Source organism: Simiduia sp. (assembly GCF_058345725.1).
Genome location: NZ_JBTUOC010000084.1, coordinates 32,575 through 51,703 on the forward strand (window position 1 = coordinate 32,575; position 19,129 = coordinate 51,703).

9 protein-coding genes are annotated in these 19,129 nt (G+C 54.2%); 3 read left to right on the plus strand and 6 right to left on the minus strand.

Annotated features, from left to right (window positions below):
• Positions 1 to 22: 22 nt before the first annotated feature.
• Genes tagF through tagH form a run of 6 tightly spaced genes read right to left on the minus strand, consistent with a single transcriptional unit; the run spans position 23 to position 8,665 of the window.
• Positions 23 to 748 carry a type VI secretion system-associated protein TagF gene (gene tagF, locus ACW8F6_RS16810; RefSeq protein ID WP_491577041.1) on the minus strand — a complete coding sequence of 242 codons (726 nt, stop codon included), beginning with the start codon at positions 746 to 748 and terminating at the stop codon, positions 23 to 25.
• On the minus strand, positions 745 to 4,284 hold the full coding sequence (gene tssM / locus ACW8F6_RS16815; protein ID WP_491577042.1) for a type VI secretion system membrane subunit TssM: 3,540 nt from the start codon (positions 4,282 to 4,284) through the stop codon (positions 745 to 747). Before tssM ends, tagF begins: the two co-directional genes overlap by 4 nt.
• A gap of 53 nt (positions 4,285 to 4,337) precedes the next feature.
• Positions 4,338 to 5,150: a type IVB secretion system protein IcmH/DotU gene (gene icmH / locus ACW8F6_RS16820; protein WP_491577043.1), complete on the minus strand. Its 813-nt coding sequence runs from the start codon at positions 5,148 to 5,150 to the stop codon at positions 4,338 to 4,340.
• Between the two features lies 1 nt (position 5,151).
• Entirely contained in the window at positions 5,152 to 6,489 is a 1,338-nt protein-coding gene (gene tssK, locus ACW8F6_RS16825; protein WP_491577044.1) for a type VI secretion system baseplate subunit TssK, read from the minus strand.
• A gap of 33 nt (positions 6,490 to 6,522) precedes the next feature.
• Complete coding sequence (gene tssJ / locus ACW8F6_RS16830; protein WP_491577045.1) at positions 6,523 to 7,026, minus strand: type VI secretion system lipoprotein TssJ; 504 nt, start codon at positions 7,024 to 7,026, stop codon at positions 6,523 to 6,525.
• Between the two features lie 28 nt (positions 7,027 to 7,054).
• Positions 7,055 to 8,665, minus strand: coding sequence for a type VI secretion system-associated FHA domain protein TagH (tagH, locus tag ACW8F6_RS16835; RefSeq protein WP_491577046.1), 1,611 nt, complete (start codon positions 8,663 to 8,665; stop codon positions 7,055 to 7,057).
• Positions 8,666 to 9,000: 335 nt separating this feature from the next.
• Here tagH and ACW8F6_RS16840 point away from each other — a divergent pair, with 335 nt between their 5' ends.
• From ACW8F6_RS16840 to ACW8F6_RS16850, 3 genes are all read left to right on the plus strand, one after another.
• Entirely contained in the window at positions 9,001 to 11,559 is a 2,559-nt protein-coding gene (locus ACW8F6_RS16840; protein WP_491577047.1) for a bifunctional serine/threonine-protein kinase/formylglycine-generating enzyme family protein, read from the plus strand.
• 30 nt (positions 11,560 to 11,589) lie between these two features.
• A complete protein-coding gene (locus ACW8F6_RS16845) occupies positions 11,590 to 13,554 on the plus strand; it encodes a ShlB/FhaC/HecB family hemolysin secretion/activation protein (protein WP_491577048.1) in 1,965 nt (654 codons plus the stop codon).
• A gap of 56 nt (positions 13,555 to 13,610) precedes the next feature.
• The coding region (locus tag ACW8F6_RS16850; RefSeq protein WP_491577049.1) for a two-partner secretion domain-containing protein at positions 13,611 to 19,129 on the plus strand (5,519 nt) is incomplete at its 3' end.

Sequence of the window (19,129 nt, forward strand, 5' to 3'; positions counted from 1 at the left end):
GCGCCGTTCACATTTTGGCGTCTCAATCCTCTTGCGCAGTCCAGTCATTGCTGAGCATCGCCCAGTAAAACTCTGGCGCCGGCAAGCCTGCCACCGTAAAAGTTGTGGCCGGCATGGATTCGGTGGCAGCACAGTGCCACAGGCTGCTACTGGCATGGTTAAGTCGGCTATGACTGTAGCTCATATTCACCAGCGCTTCATCCAGCCCACCCTCGTTTTGCTGGGAGATATTCGCATTGAACTGGTCGATAAATCGCGTGGTAAAAGGGCTTGCGAGGTGAGCTTTCTGGGTGCTCGCCTGCAATAGTTGCCATAGACTGTCGACTGGCTGACCTTGCTGCATGGCGTCGATAACATGGCCTGCGAGGGCTTCAAACAGCGGCATATTGCGAGCCAGGCAGGCAAAGACATCGTCCTGCAGTCCAAGCCTGATCGCGAGGGTAAAGGGGAAATAGCGACCCACTGAATCGACGCTCGGAACGATAGCGCCTACCCAGGGATGGGTCTCTACGGTGCCATGGCCCAAACCAAAGTACCAAACCGGCGAGGTTAAATAGTAATCCAGCCAACTGTCACCCGCGATATCTCGACTGCTGGCGATACTGCGTTGCAACCATTCATCCCAGTGAGCCAGGAAAGATTTCGGCAGGTTGCGCTCGACAAAGTCACCGTGTGCGGGCAACTTGCCGAAAACGCCGAGATTGTGCTCGGCGCCGATTGCTTGGGGAGATTGGGCTATGGAACTCATAAGTACTGAGGGCAGTTGTAGTTGCGCAGCACGCTGTTGTCGAAGGGGTTTATACCCGAGTTTGCAATCAGCTTGAATTCTGCTTTGCGGCCATTTTCCTCGAAAGTAATATTTCTCACATTGCTGCTATTGCCCGATTCAATTTTGGAGGCGTCTAACAGCCTGAACCAAGCCCAGTCACCTTCGTAATGTTTGCGGTGCACGGTTTCATTCAGATCTTCAAAAATAATGCGTACTCGCATGGCCTTGCCGCCTTCCCAAAGCATTGGCTTCAGGGTGCGGGGGCCGTGCGAGTAGTTGATTTTCTCATCGCCCATTTCTAGCGAGAAAAGTCGCACACCTGAGTCGAGCTTGGACGGTTCTATTTTGAAGCTAAAGCTAGCGTTGGCAGAGCTTGCAAAAAATACATTGCGGATGGCGTCTGCCTGCTTGAATTGCCTGAGGCCGGCTTGTGATAGACCGATACTTTTGCCGTCGATGCTTTTAATTTTCCAACGTTGTACATCCACAAAGGGAGCTAAGTAGGTGTTTACGAACTTTTGCTGCGTACCGCCTGGCTTGAAAAAGCGATTGAACTCATTGACGGGCGCTTCAAAGGACACCTGCGCGGTCATTGGGTAGCGGTTGCTCAGATTGTTTTTGTAACTTGCATAAACCTGTTCCTGCCAAGCTGTGTTGATGTGGGCTTTGGCCTTTGACAGTATCAGTCCCCAGGTGTTATCGGCAATATCCGTTAACCACTGATCCATTGGCGCAGGGGCGTCCATGGCTTTGATGCGCAGCTGTTTGATTTTCCCGGAACCACCGGAGGCAAATACGGCCTTGGCCATTTCAAAGGCCGATTCGTTGGGGTTTGCCGCGCTGTCGATCTCTATCAGCATTTCCTTGATGGCTTCAATGCTGGACAGATAGTCCTGAATGGCGGGCGGTTGGTTATTGGCGCTGAGTGCCAGTTTGTGAATGTCTTGGAACTGGTCGTCAACGTAGGTTGAGGGGAGGCGGTTGCCCATAGCATCTAAACCGCGATTGGCGAATCTAAGGCCGCGGCTAGCCGTGCCTGACAGTAGGCTAGAGGGTACCTCTACATTGCTGGGCAAGTCTGGAATGGGAGCCAGCGACGTATTTTCTACAGTGAGCTCAATGAGTCGCAGCAATGGCGATGTGATTGGGTCGGATAATTCATCCAACTGATCGATAGCCGCGCGGGTGTTGCTGGGCTTGTCGATGGACACCGACCGGAGCGCATCGCGCCACGTATCGACATAGCGCGACATATAAAGGCGCTTTACATTGCTGGCTATCTCTTTTTTATCCTTAGCCGAGAGTTCCAGCGCTTCTTCGCCGCCATAGAGCCACTGGTCTTGCTCTACTTGTTGTAGCAGCTCCGAGTCCTCACTGAAGTCGAGTTCTTCGTAACCTGCTTTAGTAAACAGCATGGGTATGTGCAGGCGCGTATCCGAATCTGTCATGCCTAAATCTGCCGGCCGCGAAATGCCAATGGCTTCTACTAAATTCGCCGTTTGCAGGCCTATCTGGCTGCGCTCTATTTTTTTGTACAGCCGCTGTGAGACAGGCACCCGATTAAGTTCGCGCTGGCTGCGCGCAACCAACCGCTCATTTTTGGTCAGTGTGGCAAACTGGCCAGCAGTCAGTGCGTTGTCCAGGTGGTTAGTTAGCGCTGATTGAATGCCGGCCTTGCCCTGCAGTTCATCTTGCCACTGAGATTGCATATAGCTGCGCAATACCTGTGCATCCATGCGCTCTGGTTCGAATAGCATGGCGTAGGCGCGTAGCGATTCAAGCAATTGATCGGGGTCGTTCTGCTGTTGGCGTAACTGTTTTTCGATATGTTTGGCCACGACCGGCATGAAAACAGTTTGCAGTTCGGAGGCATAGAGGCCGTCGGCCGCCTCGTCTACCGATGCATCGTAAAGTCCCAGATTACTAAGCCATGGATGCTCTTCACGGTTGTAGACCAAGCGCGCCTGAGACAAGGCGCTAAAGGCCGCAGCCAAACCCTCCTGATCGGCGCTGTTGCTGCTTAATTTGGGTTTGAGGGCCATGTATTCGGCAACGTGGTTTTCTACCTCGGCCATGTAAATCTTATTTTGTGCAATGCTTCCCAGCCAAAGCGTGATGGCACCGGCGGTGGCCAACACAGAGGCGGCAATGGCAATCCTGCGACCCCAAACTAGGCTGGTTTCAAGTTTTTTATTGGTGCCGACCAGCTCGGATTCAGGAAAGACGATGTCTTTAAGCAAGCGCTGCAAGAAATAGCTCTTGCCGCTGTTGGTTTGCTGTTTGCCCATGTCGCGATCCAGGCCAAAATTGGCACTGACCGATGCCATCATGCGATCGATGGGGCTGCCTTCCTGGGTTGCGCTAGTGAAATAGACGCCTCGCAATATGGGGTCCGTGTCATAGCGATTGGGGTTGAAAGTCTGCTTGATGAAGTCTGTCACAACATCGCCCAGTGCCTCAATGCGCGCGGGAAAGCCGTGTAGGGCGCTGCGTTTATCAATATTGCGCTCTTGGTGGATGCGCCACAGCAGGCGTTGATTGAGGCGCGACACCAGCTGCTCAAATTCCGACTCAAAACTTGCCAAATGGCTTTTTAGACCACCATCCTGTTTGTCGTAGGGAAAGCTAACCCCCCACACCTGTTCGCGTTCAGCTTGCGATAAATTGGAGAAAAATTCCGAAAAGCCTGCAACCAGGTCACATTTTGTGAAGGTGAGGTAGATCGGAAATTGCAGGCCGAACTCTTGGTGTAACTCATTGATACGGGTGCGAATAGTTTTGGCTTGGTGTGCGCGCTGATCTGCAGTTTGCACCATGAGATCTTGTAAGCTGACGGCAACTATGGCGCCATTAATTGGGCGCCGGCGGCGGTATTTTCTGAGCAGCTCTATGAATGCCTGCCAAGACGAACTATCGATGCTGCGGTGGCTATCTTGCGTGGTGTAACGCCCGGCAGTATCGATAAGCACGGCTTCATTGGTAAACCACCAATCACAATTGCGCGTACCGCCGATGCCACCTAATGGTTGGTAGTTATCTTGCTTGGCCAATGGGAATTCCAGTCCCGAATTAATGAGAGCTGTGGTTTTGCCTGCTCCAGGCGGACCAATGATAATGTACCAGGGCAGTTGATAGAGGGTTCGGCTTCTGCCTGCTTTGGTGAAGCGCGCTTTTTTAAGTACATTCAGGGCGTCTTTAAAGCGCTCGGCAATGGCCTTGAGCTCTTCCTGGCTGCGCTCCTCATCGGGTGAAACTGGATCACTTTCCGCTTCTTGCAGTGAGTCGATCAGCGCAGCGTTTTGTTTGCGTTCTACCAGCCAGGCGCTGAGATTCCAAAGCAATACGAGCAGCCAAATGGCACCAATGATGAATAGGCGCGTGGAATGTTCGAGGGTGAGGTTATCTTCGCCGAATTTGATGTAGTCGGCGCCGAACCAAATAACAACTGAAAGTGCAAGTAACCCCAGAATGGTCAATGTCCATTTGTGGGTAAAGAAGTTGGCCAAACGGTTCATGCCTATCTCCGTGGTGCGCTCACTCTGCGCAGATACATTCTGTGTTTGATGACTTAGTGGGTTGGCGCTATCAGGCTGGATATACTTGAGGCCACCGGTTGAGTCGTGTCGTGTAGCCACCAGCGCATTCCGGCATAGGTGCTAACGAGCAGTGCGAGAAAACAGGCCACTACGACCCAGGTAGGGAAAAAGTCTAAGCGGCTTTTGGCTTTTACCGCGTCACTCTGCCAGTGAGGGGATAAATCCTGCTCTGGCGAAGGGCGATGGTTTTCTATGGTTTGATACAAGTTTTCGCGTACGCTTTCAAGCTGTTCATGACCCCTGGGAGCAAGGCGGTACTTGCCCTCGAAGCCTAAGCTGAAGCACAAGTAGTAGAGCTCCAATAGGTCGAGGTTTTTGCCGGGGCTTTCGAGTAATCGCTGCAGTAATACGAAGCACTTTTCGCCGCCAAATGTTTCGTGGTGAAACAGGCTCAACAATGAATGCTGACTCCAGCCCGAAGATGCGCCCCAAGGTGTGTTCAATACGATTTCATCGACCACGGTGCACAATAGATAGCGAGCTGGCAGGATAGCGTCCTCGCTGACGCCTGCTCGCTTGGCGTTTTGTTCAAAGGCTTTGATTTCTTCGGTGAGCTTTTTGTGAAGCTCTGGTGCATTGTTGTGCTGCAATGTGGAGCGCAACTTAATGGCAACTGTCAGTAAGGTAGTGGCGCAATTCACCAGTGGGTTGAGGCCATATTTCAGCGAAATTTTATCGTTAGGTGCGGCCGCATAGCTGCGCTGCGGTGTGGGATTGGCGCTTGGGCGGCGCCCTCCTGGGGTGGGCACCATGATCGTTCTGTCTGTCATGTTATCGTTGTCCATTTCAGCTATTCCTAATTGCCCAGAGCTCCATCGACAAGCCTGGGAAGTTTGCCCCTAGGTGTACAGCGAAGCCGCCTGAACGCTGGAAGCTGCGCCACAAATCCCCGCTTTTTTCCAACTCAAAGTAGATAAAACCCGAGTGGTAGGGGATTTGGCGAGGCGCTACGGGCAAGGCGCGGATCTTGATGCCAGGCAACTGCGTGGTTATGAGTTCGCGAATGGTTTCCACCGGTGCAATTTTGGCCTGGGTGGGAAACCGCGAGCGTAACAGCTCGGTTTGCACATCGGCTTTCACCGCCAGCACAAAGCTGCAGCTGTCCACCATCGAATGGTCCGATATAGGGGCAACATGAATACCGTATTTGCGCTCCACTAGCGAAAGTGGCACTGCAGTTTGTTCCAGTACGGTGCTGAGCGCTTGGCGCAGGCTGCCAAACAAGTCGGCATAGGTCGCCTGTAAGTTGGTGTGCTGATAGGGCGCAAAGCTGGGCGCGCGTTTGCTGGGAGCGGTAAAGGTCGCCAGTTCGCCGGATAGCTGAATAAGTTCTAGGTATAAAGCAAAGGGGTGGATATGCTCTTGATTCTTGTACTGATCCAGTAACGGCTGCACTCGATTCAATACTTGCAGTAGCAAGTAGTCGGCAATTTCTGCCGACCCAGCGCGACCGCTGTCGGCCAATCTGTGACCCAGTGCATCACCGCGCTGCTTTAAGAGTCCCCGTACTTCGTCTAAATAGGCCGTGAGATTGGGCGATACGTCGCAGCGCAAGGCGGGGGGGATGAATTCGCGATCTAACTTTACGGGTTTATCTGGCTGGCGCTCAATAATGCGCGCGATACCAATGCTGGCATAACCACTTAAATCATCGGATCCCAGTTTCAAGCACACTCGCAATTTGCCAATCTGAATGCGAGCCGGCTCACTAGATTGCGCGGTGCTGTTGCGCACGTCGTAGTTAAATGCCTGGTAGCGCGCCTGCGGCAAATCTTCTTCTGATCGAATGGAATCCTGGCTGCCGGGGCGACGTAGGGGGACGCACAGGTACACAATCTGGTCCTGTACATTTTCGGGTACTTCTAACACATCGGGTGTTAGCTCGATATCTGGTGCAAAATAGGGCGTGCCATCGGGAAAGATGGCCTTAATCTGGGTGATCGACACCTTGCCCATATTCAGGGGCTCGGCGTCGATCGCCAAGGACTCAACGCCCCAATTGAAGTTGTGGTTGGCGCTCAGCTTCCCTTCAATATAGCGCTCCCAATAGCGGTCCTGCTGCTGAAAATGCTGCGGCCTGAGAAACATACCCTCAGACCAAATAACTTTATTCATTGCTGACATGGACTTTCCTTAGGTCAGAAATATTGAGAAAAATTAGCGGCGTTTGTGCGAACCTTTTGCTGGAGCGCCCTGCGACAGCTTGATGCCTTTAATTTGCAAATCTATGTCGTTTTCTTTGTGGGCTTGCACGGGAATAATGGTGATGGCGTCGGCATTTTGGTAGTTAATAAATTCGGCTAACAGGCCGATATATTTGACATCTGGGGTGAGCTCAAACTGCTCTTTGCGCAATTCGCCAGGTGCAATTTCCTTAAGAATAATGGTATCGATTAAGTCTTTTCCTAGCCGATTTTCTGCATCTTCATACAGATTTAGGAAGTCTTCGCGACCAAATTGGCGGGCATCAGCAAGCTTGAATACGCGTATTACCAAGGGCGAGGCCCGGTTGTCCTGGTCGGGGTTTATCGATTCGCCAGCATAAAAATTGAGGTTGGCTGTGGTGTCGAAGTTTAATGTTTCGCGTGTAGCCTGGCAGCCGGTAATAGCGACCAACACTGCTGCCAAAGTCAATAAGCGGCAAAAAGAAAGTGATTTCATAGTGTCCTCGGTGTTCGGAATGGTCAGTTTATTTTTTATTTCTACGCGACAGGGCGCGTGCATTTTTCAGATCCGTCAGCTGTTTTTCATAGGCGGCGGCGAACTCTTCGCCAAATAGGTCTTCGTAGGTGGTTTCGCGATCGCGACACAAGGATTGATAGTAGTCGCAATAAGAGGCCCAGTTTTTAGCCTGTTTGCTGGCCAGAAGGCTTCCGGAATGGTTAAAGCGTGCCTCCAGTGTTTTGGGGGAGAAGTGTTTAAACATGGCGTTGTAGGCCGCACGCATACCGGCTAGCACCGCCACCTGATGGTCAGAAAGATCATCAAAGCTGTCCTGTACCGACTCTAGCGGTGTCATAAATGCATCGCTATTGCCTGCAAACATGCTGTTGAGTGCGTCGGCGGCAGTGGCAGAGAACTTCAGCGGATTGTTGTCGGCAGACTGAATCATAGTGCGCTGCACGCGCAATTCGTTCTTAATGCTGTTACGTGCGCGCAGTAGGTCTATCAGACGCGTCGTTGTTTCCTTAATGATGGCACTGACTGTTTCCAGCAGGTTGGGCAATTGGGCTGGATTGAGGTGTCCCAACCCTAAAGCGGCTTGTAGGCTGTGTTGTTGTGGCCCGCTGGGTGCGCTGGCCTGGGGCTGCTGTGGGGCCGCCGCCACCTGGGCGGTTGCCATCGGTGTTGCCAGGCTGGCTGCGCTCTGCAGCTGCGGTGCAACAGGCGCCGGTTGCGGAGTTACCTGCGCGGGCGGCACCGGCGCTGGCGACGGTGTCATAGGGGCGCCGGCGCTGGGTTGCACTAGAGCCGCAGAGGCTGCAAAGGGGTTGGGCTCGACTGGCGGCATAGGCGCGGGAGCCACTTGTGGCGCAGGTGCGATCGGCGGCACGGCAGGTTGCGGGGCTGGTGCAGGTTGTGCAGACGGGGGCTGTATATTGTGCGCCAATGGGTCTGCGTGGTCTGCGGTGCTGCCATCCTTCCACCAGTCGTCGTCCCAGCCTTGTTCAGCTGAGGGGGCCGGCGCGCCAAATTGGCTGACAACTTCAGAGGATGGTTTGTCAAAAATACTTAAGGGGTCGGTAGCGCCGCCAGTATCCAGGCCGGGTTTAGCATCCAGCTCGCTGGCAAAACCCCAGTCGTCCGGCTGCTGCGTTGGCGGGTTGGGCTTGGCCTCAAGGAAGTCGTCGAATTGCTGGGCCTGAGCCTTGGCCTCTAACTGCGGAGCCATGCTCGCGCTAAATGTGGTTTTGTCCGATTCATCTAGAAAGTCTACGGCGCCCAGGCCTTGGGGTAACTTGCTGTCGGGTTTTGCAGGGGCTCTCAGGCTGACTCGCAATTTGTACTCACCCAGGCCGATGGTATCGCCATCAGTCAGGGTATGTGAGTTGCCGTTGCCTAGCGGTGTGCTGCCATCATTGACGAACACGCCATTGGTGCTGGTGTCGGTGAGCACATAATTTGGTGCTTTGAAGTCTAATTTGCAGTGCTGAGAGGAAATAATTCGGTCTGGGTCTGGTAGCACCCAATCATTTTTGTCCGAGCGCCCCAGCGTGCCACCGGCGTTGGCAAACGCTTTGGTGTGGTTGATCATATTGGTGCCGTTGGGGTCGGCAATTACCGTAAGAATTAAGTCCATTTGTCTACCGCGTCACACTTTCCGATGTTTGGTGTCAATCAGGCTGAAGATTCTAACGCAGCACTATGCGCATTAGTAGTTGGCAAGATCGCAGAATGGGTAATAAGTACTAGTTGAATGTCGAAAAAGATCTCAACTGGTACAGTCGTATATATTAAGTCGAAGGTCTTAAGTAGTTTTTGGTGTCGACCTTGGATTTCGCGTAATATGGCACGCCTGAATTTGTAGCCTCTTAAAGCATGTACGTTCGTACCATGTTTGATTCGTATGTCATCGTACGCATAGGTTTCAAGAAGTATGGCCCGGAAGGCTAACGCATTGAGCGCATTGATTATATGGACATTGAAGATAAAACCCGCGTAGTTCCCTCAGTTAAAGATGCCCGCGCATCGAAAGCCGGTACTACCCGTGCGCCCCAAGGCCCGGCTGCCCCCGACGAGGTGGACGCCACGGTTTTCGTGGGCGCAAAACCTTCGCCAGTCGTCAGGCCTGTCGCAGCTGTTCAGCCCGCATCTGTCACGTCGGTAGATAAAACGGTCATGGCCGGCGTGGCGGTGCAGCCCCTGCCCTCGAGTAATCCTACGGGCAATAGCAAGACATTGATCAAAGACCGCTTTGAGTTGGTGAATTTGCTGGGTACTGGCGGCATGGGGTCGGTGTATCGCGCGCTGGATCGCCGTAAAGTTGAGGCGAATGACAGTGACCCCTATTTAGCGGTGAAACTGCTAAACGATGATTTTCGCCAGCACCCAGATGCCTTTATCTCGCTGCAGCGAGAGTCGCGCAAATCGCAGAATTTAGCGCACCCAAACATCGTAACGGTTTTTGACTTTGACCGGGATGCTGACTTGGTTTTCATGACCATGGAGTACCTGGATGGTACTCCGCTCGACAAGCTTATTCGGCAGCATGCAGGGCATGGTTTAGAGAAAGAGCGGGCCGACGCCATCTTGCGCGACGTTACCTCCGCACTTATGCACGCGCACTCGCAGCGAATCGTGCACTCGGATTTTAAGCCGGGCAACATCTTTGTTACCAAGACCAAGGGTGCCAAGGTATTTGATTTTGGTATTGCGCGCGCTGTGTCCGGTGGCTTGGCCGAAGCGACCGGCGAAAAGACGCTTTTTGATGCCGGCAGCCTTGGGGCGCTGACGCCGGCCTACGCCAGCTTGGAAATGATTAAGGGCCAGGAGCCTTGTCAGAGCGACGATGTTTATGCCCTTGGGTGTGTGGCCTACGAACTGTATGCGGGGCGCCACCCCTTTAATAAGCTGCCGGCCGATAAGGCGCAGGCCCAAAAGCTCAAGCCAAAGCGTCTGCGTGTACTGACGCGGCGACAGTGGCGGGCATTGGAGTCGGCGCTGGCATTTTCGCGGGAGGACCGAGTACAGGATGCCGCGGAGTTTATGCGGTTGTTTTTTGGGCGCAATCGGGCGTTCTGGGTGGCTTTAAGCGTGGTGCTCTTTTCTGCGACGGCCATGGGTGGTGCGTTCTATGTGCAATACCAAGACCAAAAGCAGGTGGATCTGGCTTACAAGGCCGAGCTCGAGCAAAAGTTGCAGCAAGAGCTGTTGGTATCGCGCATAGCGGACAAAAAAGAGGCCATCAGTCGGTTGTTACAGATGGGCAGCCTGACTGTGGACTGGGAGCGCGACCTGCGCAAAGAGCTAAAAGAACTCGCTGAACTGAGTCCGGGTGATGTGTTTATAGACGATGCGCAGGCGCAGGTAGCGAAGCAGTTTTTAACCGCCGCAGGCGAGTATATTGCCGCCGGCGAGTTAGAGAACGGCGAGCGGGTTCTCGCTCGTGCAGATGGCTGGGATGTGGCAGAAAGTGCCGAGTTTGCGTCGCTCAAGCAGGCGCTATTTTCAGAGAAATTGAAGCTCGAGGCGCGTTTGGCGGCAGAACGGCAAGCGGAATTGGATCGCATAGCGGCGGAGCAGCGAGCCATAGAGCGCGCGGAAAGGCAGCGCCAAGCCAAAATTCACGCCGCCAAGATAGATGCGCTGGTGGCAAAGCTTGAGCGCCAGCTGCGCTGTGGCTTCAGCTTGGATGTCGAGGGCGCAATTGCCACCTCACTGCAGGAAATGCAGCAGCTAGACGCGCCTAAGCACGCGAAATTACGACCTATTGTCGCCCAAGAATTGGCTTCGTGTATGGGCAAGCTGGCGAAGGAAAATCCAAAGCGAACCCAACCAATTCTGGCGGCCTCGCTCGCGCTCCTGCCCGAGCAGGCGGTATTGGCAAATTTCACCATTGATTATTGCGGTCACTTAGCGCCTGGCAGCGGTGGGCGTGGGTCGCGCTACACATGCAATGACCCGCTCGCCAGCGGCGGCGTGGGACCTACTTTGGTGAAGGTGACGGGCGAGGCTAGGCAAGCCATAGCAATAGGTAAGTTCGAGGTGACCTGGGCCGAGTTGAGCCGTTGGTGTGAAGCCTCTGGTCAGTGCGGCAGCTTGCGATTGGGTGAGGCGCGCCTGCCCGCAACAGGGTTGTCGCCGGCCGTTATCCAGGGCTACTTAGATTGGCTTAGCCGGGAGTCAGGCTACAGCTACAGGCTGCCTAGCTACCGCGAATGGTTTAGCGCGGCAAGTGCAGACGGCGAGAGAGAACAGCCAGACCGCAATTGCTACCTGAAATATGGTGGGATTGAAAAAGGCGGCGAGTTGTTGGCAGCAAATGCCGGTGATCAAAACGGCTTTGGGTTGGTAAATCATGTGGGTAATGCCGGCGAGTTGGTTGTTGCTGGCACAGAAGAATTTCTAGTTGCTGGTGGCAGCTATCACGACAGTATGAGTAGTTGCCTGGCCACAACCAAAAAACGATTCGACAGTGTAGATACAGACAGCGTGGGTTTCCGTGTTGTTAGAGAAGTTGCACGCGGTCATTAAATTAACAGGGATGTTGTAGGAGAAGGGTAGATGCAAGTAAAAGAGTTTTCTATGCGCAATGCATTGACGTTGGCAGTGAGTACCGCTATCGCCTGTATGGCAACACAGGGCGCTGTGGCGCAAGTCACCGAGGGAGAGTCTAGTTTTCGCAGTTCCGTGCGGTCAGCGTTTGAAACGGATGTTACGCCTGACGCCGATCAAGATATCACCAAAGAATTTTTATTGCGCACCCTGGATACTGCCGCCCCTAAGTTAGACGCCGAAATTCCGCTGCAGCAACTACGCGACGATGGCCCACGCATTGCAGTTAAGAAATTTGATTTTGTGCGGCTGGAGGAGTTCCCGGATTCTGGCATTACCCGAGCAAAAATAGAGGCTATGGCTGAGTCTCTGCGGGTGAAGTATATGAAAGAAGATCAGGTGATGGCGCACGGCTTCACCAAAGAAAATCTGGAAGAAATTGCAGGTTACTTGGCTGAAATCAGCGCGATGGATATGCCCGATCGGGTTACCCCAAAGCACTTGCAGCGCCTGATAAATATCGTCAAGTTGCAAAACGCAGAGCGCGGTATGAGCTATGGCGATCTGGAGGAAATTGCCGCGGAGCTTACCGGTTACTATCGCCAGCAAGGTCTGTTTTTAGCGCAAGTTCAAATACCCGCTCAGGACGTGGTTGACGGCGTGGTCAGCCTGTCGGTACAGGAAGGCCGCTTGGGCAAGGTGGTAGCGCACGACAATGTCGATTATAGCGAGGCGCAATTGCAAAAACCCTTCGAAGCGCATTTGGGGGAACTGGTCAATCACGCCGACGTCGAGGAGGGGATGTATTTACTGAACGATTTGCCTGGGTTGAATGTGACGGGCTATTTCAGTCCTGGCGATAATCCCGGTGAGACGGCGCTAAACTTAAAAGTTCGCGAAGAAAAACGCTGGAAAATGGCAGTTAGGGCGGATAACCACGGCTCAACTTTTACCGGTGATAAACGCGTATATGCACTGTTTGATGTTATGAATCCTCTGGGTATTGGCGATGCACTGACACTGGGTGTTTTGAAGTCTTATACCCCTGGTAATTCGGATTTAGGGCAATTTCGCTATAGCTTGCCGTTGTTTAGCCCGCGCACGCGCTTTGAGATCTCTGCAGATTACAACAAATTTGAGCTGTCGGGCGAAGATGGCGACATCATCAATCGCCTTGAATTAGAGGGTATAAATAGAACCTATGCGGCCAGTATCGATCATAAATGGAAACGCTCGCGCGATTTGAATGTGTCTACTGGATTCAGTCTTACCGACAAAGCCACTGACATGGATTCGGTGGTTGAGACCTATCGCGGTGGCGATCATGTACGTGGCGCCGAGCTGGGTTTGTATGCCGATGCTTTGGGAACCCGTGTGCGTATGTTGAATATCGCCAACATGAAAGTGCAATACGGTCAGCATCAGAATCCAGTTGTCGAAGGGCGCGGAGACGATTTTTATAAATTTGCATTGGATACCAATAGTCTTTTCTTTGTGCCGTTGCCATTGACCGATGTGCAGTCGCGATTGGTGGTTAAATCGCGTTGGCAGTATGCCGATAAATTGCTCCCTTCCTTTGAACAGCTTTCTTTGGGCGGCGCCAACGGTGTTCGCGCATTTAGTGTGCGCGATTTTTCTGCTGATGCTGCGGGAGTCTTGAGCGCTGAATGGTATTTTGATCTGCCGGAGTCTCTGAATGCGAGTCTGCCAGGTGGTATGCGATTGAATGACGTATTTCAATGGGGGCTGCTGGCCGATGCTGGCTACGGAAGCTCCGTGAATTTTGAAGAAGATGGCGCGGATTCCTGGGCGCGTTTAGCGGGCGCAGGCCTTATTTTTAAATTGAGTTGGGATGAGTTCTTTGCAGCGCAATTTTCGGTCGCGCAACCCGTTGAGCTTGAATCCTCTAACGAACAGCTGGGGCAGGAAGATGAAACCCAGGTGTTTGTCGATTTTACTTTCTTCTTTAAATGATTGTACCAGTTGAGTTTTGAGCCATGTTGCCTGTCAATGTCAAAGGAATCGATAACGTGAAAACGACCATAGCGCGGAATGTATTAGCTAAAGCAATTGGTTTTCATAGTCTGGTAGTTGGTGGAGTCATCTCCACGGTGATGGGGTATTCATCGCTGGCACTGGCAGGCCCGACAGGTGGCACCGTGGTTGGTGGCGAGGGCACCATTTCCGATGAGGATAAAACCACTCGCGTGACGCAAACGTCCGATTTGATGGCGATCAACTGGACAACATTTGATCTCGCAGCCGATGAGCGCGTGCTTTATGTACAACCTTCTGCCTCCTCTTTTGTACTGAATCGTATTCTGGATGACAACGCTTCTGTTATTCACGGGTCCATTGAAGCGAATGGCCACGTGTTATTGGTTAATCCTCAGGGCGTGCTGTTTACGGAAACCGCCACCGTCAACGTCAATGGTATTGCAGTATCAGGTCTCGATATCAACCCGAGTGACTTTCTCAATGGCGACTACAAGTTCAGCGGTAGCGATGGCGCTGCCGGTAGTGTCATCAATTACGGCGTAATCAATGCTTCTAGCGCAGCGTTGTTTGGCAAGCAAGTTGCAAACCACGGCCTTATAAAGGCCGACGTGGTATCCCTGTCTGGGGCAGACGAGGCCGTTCTAAGCTTTGATTCCGACGGCATGATCGGGGTGCAGATTACCAAAGCTGTTTTGGAAAAAGAGGCCGGCGTGGATAGCGCTGTGCTGAACGCCGGGGATATTGAAGGCAGGCAAGTATTGCTGGATGCCTCTGTGGCAAAAGATTTATTTGATTCTGCCGTGAATAATACGGGTACCGTAAAGGCCAGTGGTATCGATACGACAGGCGGTGTTATTCGCTTGACGGGTTCTGGCTCGAAAGTTGTGGCTGCAGGGTCGCTCGATGCCAGTGGCACTGGCGGCCTAGTCCACATTGAGGGCGACGCCGCCGAGGTGCAGGGAGAAGTTTTGGCCAATAACGCCGCAGGCCAGGGCGGCCAGGTGGATGTGCTTGGTGATGAAGTGCGTATTCTGGCAGGTGCTACCGTTTCGGCAGATGGCATCTCCGGAGGTGGCACCGTGCGCATCGGTGGCGATTTGCGCGGCGCAGGGACTGTGCGATTGGCCGAAGCTACCGAATTGCAAGCGGGGGCGGGTGTCAGTGCCTCGGCAACCGTTACCGGTAACGGCGGTACCGTAATCGTGTGGGCGGAAGACACTGCCCTGGTAGCGGGGAGCGTTTCTGCCAATGCAAGTGGCGTTGCTGGCGACGGTGGCTTTGTGGAAACCTCCGGCAAACAGGTTGTCAGTCTGACAGGCAACGTGGAAGCGAAGGCGACAGGTGGCGAAGCGGGTACCTGGTTAATCGATCCGGGTTTTTTGGAAATCGGTTCCGGCGCATCGGGCGATAACTACCTGAATGCCGATGATCTTGCTCTGAGCTTAGGCTCAAATAACGTCGAAATTATCAGTAATGTCAGTGATGCATCTGGCATTCTTGTGTCTGCCGATGTCAATGTGCGCAATACCGATATAGGTGTTAGCGCCAGTAAGCTAACGCTGCGCGCTGAGGGTGTTGTCGATCCACTTGGCATTGAAATCAATGCCAATATAACGGCTGAAGACCACGAGCTGTCATTGGACTTAATGTCCAACGGCGATATTAATATAGCGGCCGATAAGCTCATAGCGCTTAATAATGGCGATCTGACCGCGAATAGCCAGGGTAGCTTCTCTAATCTTGGCAGTGTAACAGCCGCTGACGTAGCCATTACTGTAGGCCTGTCTGGGGCGGATACAATTAACACACTCGGCAATGTTACCTTTGAAAACTTAAGCCTGACCGGTGGTGCCGGCACCGATACCTTTGACGTTACTTCGTTGGATGGCCTGACGTTCGACATCGCCAGTGCGGGTGTAACTCTGTCGCAAGACTTAGGGTCTGGCCCGCAAACCTTGGGGTTTGACGCCATCGAAAGCGCGACCACAAACGGTGCGCTACTGAATGTAGATGCGGATTTGGTGAACCCATCGATTGATCTCGTGCTGGTGAAAGTTGCAGACACCGTCACGGGTATTTCATCGGTGGTGAAAAGTGATGCTGTTCAGCTGTTGGAATTGGTTGGGCTGTCACAGGTGAATGGTACTGACCTGACAGTGAGCGATCTTAGCGTTGCACTTGATGATGCCGAGCTCTCCATTGCCAATAGTGACGGCAGTAAGCTCGGTGCAAACGAATTGGTATTCCGGGTGGGCGGCCCGCTGCCATTCAACCTTTCTTTAACAGGCGTGAAGGCTATCGCTACCGGTCGGCGCTTTACGCTGTCCAATGCGGCGGACACGCTAAGCCAGGGTTCAACGGATGACTCCTATGCTACCGAGTCGGGTATTGAATTCGGTGCCTTGGTTTTTGAAGAAATTGACATGGGCGGCGTGCTAGCCAGCGGTGCAGATACTGTCGACGGGCAGACCATGTCACTCGCTTTGACCGGCGGTTCAAACAATATTGCGATTGGCGGGGTAAGATTCAGCCAAGTAGACCAAGTAACTACCGAGGTAACCACCTTTGCCGGTAGTGATGGCGCCGATGTGGTATCCATGGTCGATCGCAAAAACTTTACTGCCAACGACATTGTGATTACCGGTGCAAATAATTTTACAGCAATAGATTTGATTGATGTAGCCGATACCGGTGTCGTCGATGTGGTGTATGGTGAGTCTAATAGAGGCTGGACGCTGCTTACCGCCGGGGGTGTTAGGTCTCGAAATATTAATTTTAGTGGCGTGGAGCAGGTGGTTACCGATACGTCGGATATCACGGTTCAAACTGGGTTGGGCGAAGTGTCGGTAGAGGCGGGCAGTTTTGCAGATGCCGATGCGAGTGGGCGGGCGTTATCTCTTAACGGTACATCATTTCAACGGCGCTCGGGTGCGACCATTGTCGACTTCGATAGTGTCAATGTTCAGGGCGATACAACTCTAGCAGTCGACGGCGAGTCTTTTACGGACGGCGTGCACCTACTTAGCGGCAGTAATAACGTTAAAGTCTTCGAAACAGATTTAGAAAATGTCGCCCGTGTTACGGGCGGCGAGTTGACCACCGCCAGCAACACAAGTTTTGATTTTGAACTAACCGCCGACAACACCTTCGACGTGGCGGGCATTACCTTTACGGGCGTGAGCAGCGTCACCGCCAACGGCAGCAACGACAGCGCCACGGGCGGCACCGATTGGACCTTGCTGGGCGGCGACAAGGCGGCCAGCAGCCGGGGAGTCAACTTCGCCGGTCTGGAAAATGCCAGCGGCAGCAGCAATGTGTTAACCGGCTCGGCCGATGCCGATAGTTTTGTGTTAGGTGGCAGTGCTCTGGCGGCGAACAACATCCTGTTTAGCGGTATTACCACCGTCAATGCCGGCGGTGAAACCGACACAGTGCAAAGCGACAGCAGTACAGTGTGGACCTCCGCGGGCAACAACGCCGCCACCGATGGCACCATTACCTTTAACCAAATTGAAGCTGTCACAAGCGTTGCCAATGGCGCCACACTGTTTGGCCAAGACTCGGCCGGCGATCTGGTGAGCGGCCTCACCGACGACAGCATTACGTTAAACGGCGTTGCCTTCACCAGCAGTGGCAGTTTTGGTGGACTTGATCTGCGCGGCGGCGCCGATAGTCTGAGTCTGGCCGACACCGATAGCAGCACCATCACGGCGAACCAAACCGTCGCGGTCAACAGCCTGGCCTACGACATTGCCGGCGTGGATGCCCTGTCGGGCGGTCGCGTCACCACCCAGGCGGGCAGCCCGGTGACTCTGGTATTGACCGGCGACGGCGCCTTTGATCTCAGCGGCATCGCCTTCACCAACGTTGTACACGTCACCGCACAGGACGGCGGTTCGCTGTCCGGTGGCGATGGCTGGTCCTTTGTGACCGACAGCACCACCGATATCCAAACCTTTACCGACATGGGCTTCACGGGCTTTAGCAGTGTTACCAGCAGTGCCAATGGCCTGTCGGGTTCCAACTTGGCCGATGCCATTGCCGTGACCGACGCCAATAACCTGGTGATCAATGGCATCGCCTTCAACACCACCCACGCCAGCGGCTATACCGACGTGGACCTGCTGACCGGTAATGACACCTTGGCTGCCGGTGGTAGCACGGTCACCCTAACTGGCGCCAGCGGTGCGGCGCGCGTGGCGGGCGTTACCCTGAGCGGTTTGTATGAAGTAAACGATGGGTTGCTGGTGGGCAGCGCCAACGCCGATACCTTTGAAGTGACCGGTACCGAGGCACTCAATGCCAACGCCATCCGCTTCACCGGCATCACCTCGGTTGGCGCCGACAACACCGGCGACCTGGGCGATGATGATATTGTCATCGCGCGCGACGGTGCCAGCTGGACCTTGCTCGACGCATCAGCGCAACAAATCAGCACCGACGGTATTACCTTTACCGGTATCGAGCGCGCCGAAGGCGCGGTAACCAGCCTGACCGTGAGCGATAGCGGTGTCGGCCTGACTTACACCGACAGCAAAACCCTGACAGCCAGCGCCAACCTGGTGTTTGCCTCAACGGCCGACTTCACCAGCCTGAGCGGCGCCAGCAGCAACAGCTTGACCGGCGGTGCCGGGACCAACTGGACCCTCACCGACACAGGCGTGACGGCAAACAGTACCCTGGCGGTCACCGGTTTTGGCACCTTTAACAACGGTAATCTGTCGGGCCGCGCCGGCGAGAGCGACAGCTTTAGCTACAGCGCGGCCACGGGCAATGTGGTGGCCAATAGTCTGACCTTTACCGGCCTGACGACTGTCTCGGGCAATGGCGGCGCCGACAGCGTTGTCAGCGATGCCGACTGGACCGTGGTCAGCGCCGCAAGCGCTAGCACCAACGGCCTCACCTTCAGCGACATCGACACCGTTGAAAGCACGGGCAAACTCACCGGCAGCAGCGGCAATGACGTGTTTACCGTCGCCGGCAGCAGCGTCACCGTGGGCAGCATCAACTACCAGTTGGTGACTGAAGTCGATGGCGGTGGGGGCGACAGTGATCGCGCCACAAGCGCAGAAAGCAACAGCTGGACCGTGGGCACCAGCCTCAGCAGCGGCGTGGGCGCCACCTTCAATGGCATCGCGTTCACCGGTATAGCGCAGGCCGACTCCGGCGCCAGCACCCTGCTAGGCTCCAGCGGTGCGGACAGCTACAGCAACGCCAGTGGCAACAGCGTGTCGGTCAACGGCATTGCCTTCAGTGGTCTGAGCAGCGTGACCACACTCGGTGGCGATGACACCTTGGTGGCGGGCGGCAACAGCGTGTTACTCAGCGACGCGGGCGCCGTGTCCCAGGGCGGCATCACCTTTAACGGCCTGGGCACAGTGGCCGGTGGCTCACTGGCCACCGCCGGCGGCACCAACTACACCTTCGCCCTGACCGCCGACAACACCTTCGACGTGGCGGGCATTACCTTTACGGGCGTGAGCAGCGTCACCGCCAACGGCAGCAACGACAGCGCCACGGGCGGCACCGATTGGACCTTGCTGGGCGGCGA

What these genes read in the sequence shown, in the direction of transcription:
- tssM (WP_491577042.1), bottom strand. Translation starts at nt 4,284, where the DNA reads ATGAACCGTTTGGCCAACTTCTTTACCCACAAATGGACATTGACCATT.
- ACW8F6_RS16840 (WP_491577047.1), top strand. Translation starts at nt 9,001, where the DNA reads ATGGACATTGAAGATAAAACCCGCGTAGTTCCCTCAGTTAAAGATGCC.
- tagF (WP_491577041.1), bottom strand. Translation starts at nt 748, where the DNA reads ATGAGTTCCATAGCCCAATCTCCCCAAGCAATCGGCGCCGAGCACAAT.
- tssJ (WP_491577045.1), bottom strand. Translation starts at nt 7,026, where the DNA reads ATGAAATCACTTTCTTTTTGCCGCTTATTGACTTTGGCAGCAGTGTTG.
- icmH (WP_491577043.1), bottom strand. Translation starts at nt 5,150, where the DNA reads ATGGACAACGATAACATGACAGACAGAACGATCATGGTGCCCACCCCA.
- ACW8F6_RS16845 (WP_491577048.1), top strand. Translation starts at nt 11,590, where the DNA reads ATGCAAGTAAAAGAGTTTTCTATGCGCAATGCATTGACGTTGGCAGTG.
- tagH (WP_491577046.1), bottom strand. Translation starts at nt 8,665, where the DNA reads ATGGACTTAATTCTTACGGTAATTGCCGACCCCAACGGCACCAATATG.
- tssK (WP_491577044.1), bottom strand. Translation starts at nt 6,489, where the DNA reads ATGTCAGCAATGAATAAAGTTATTTGGTCTGAGGGTATGTTTCTCAGG.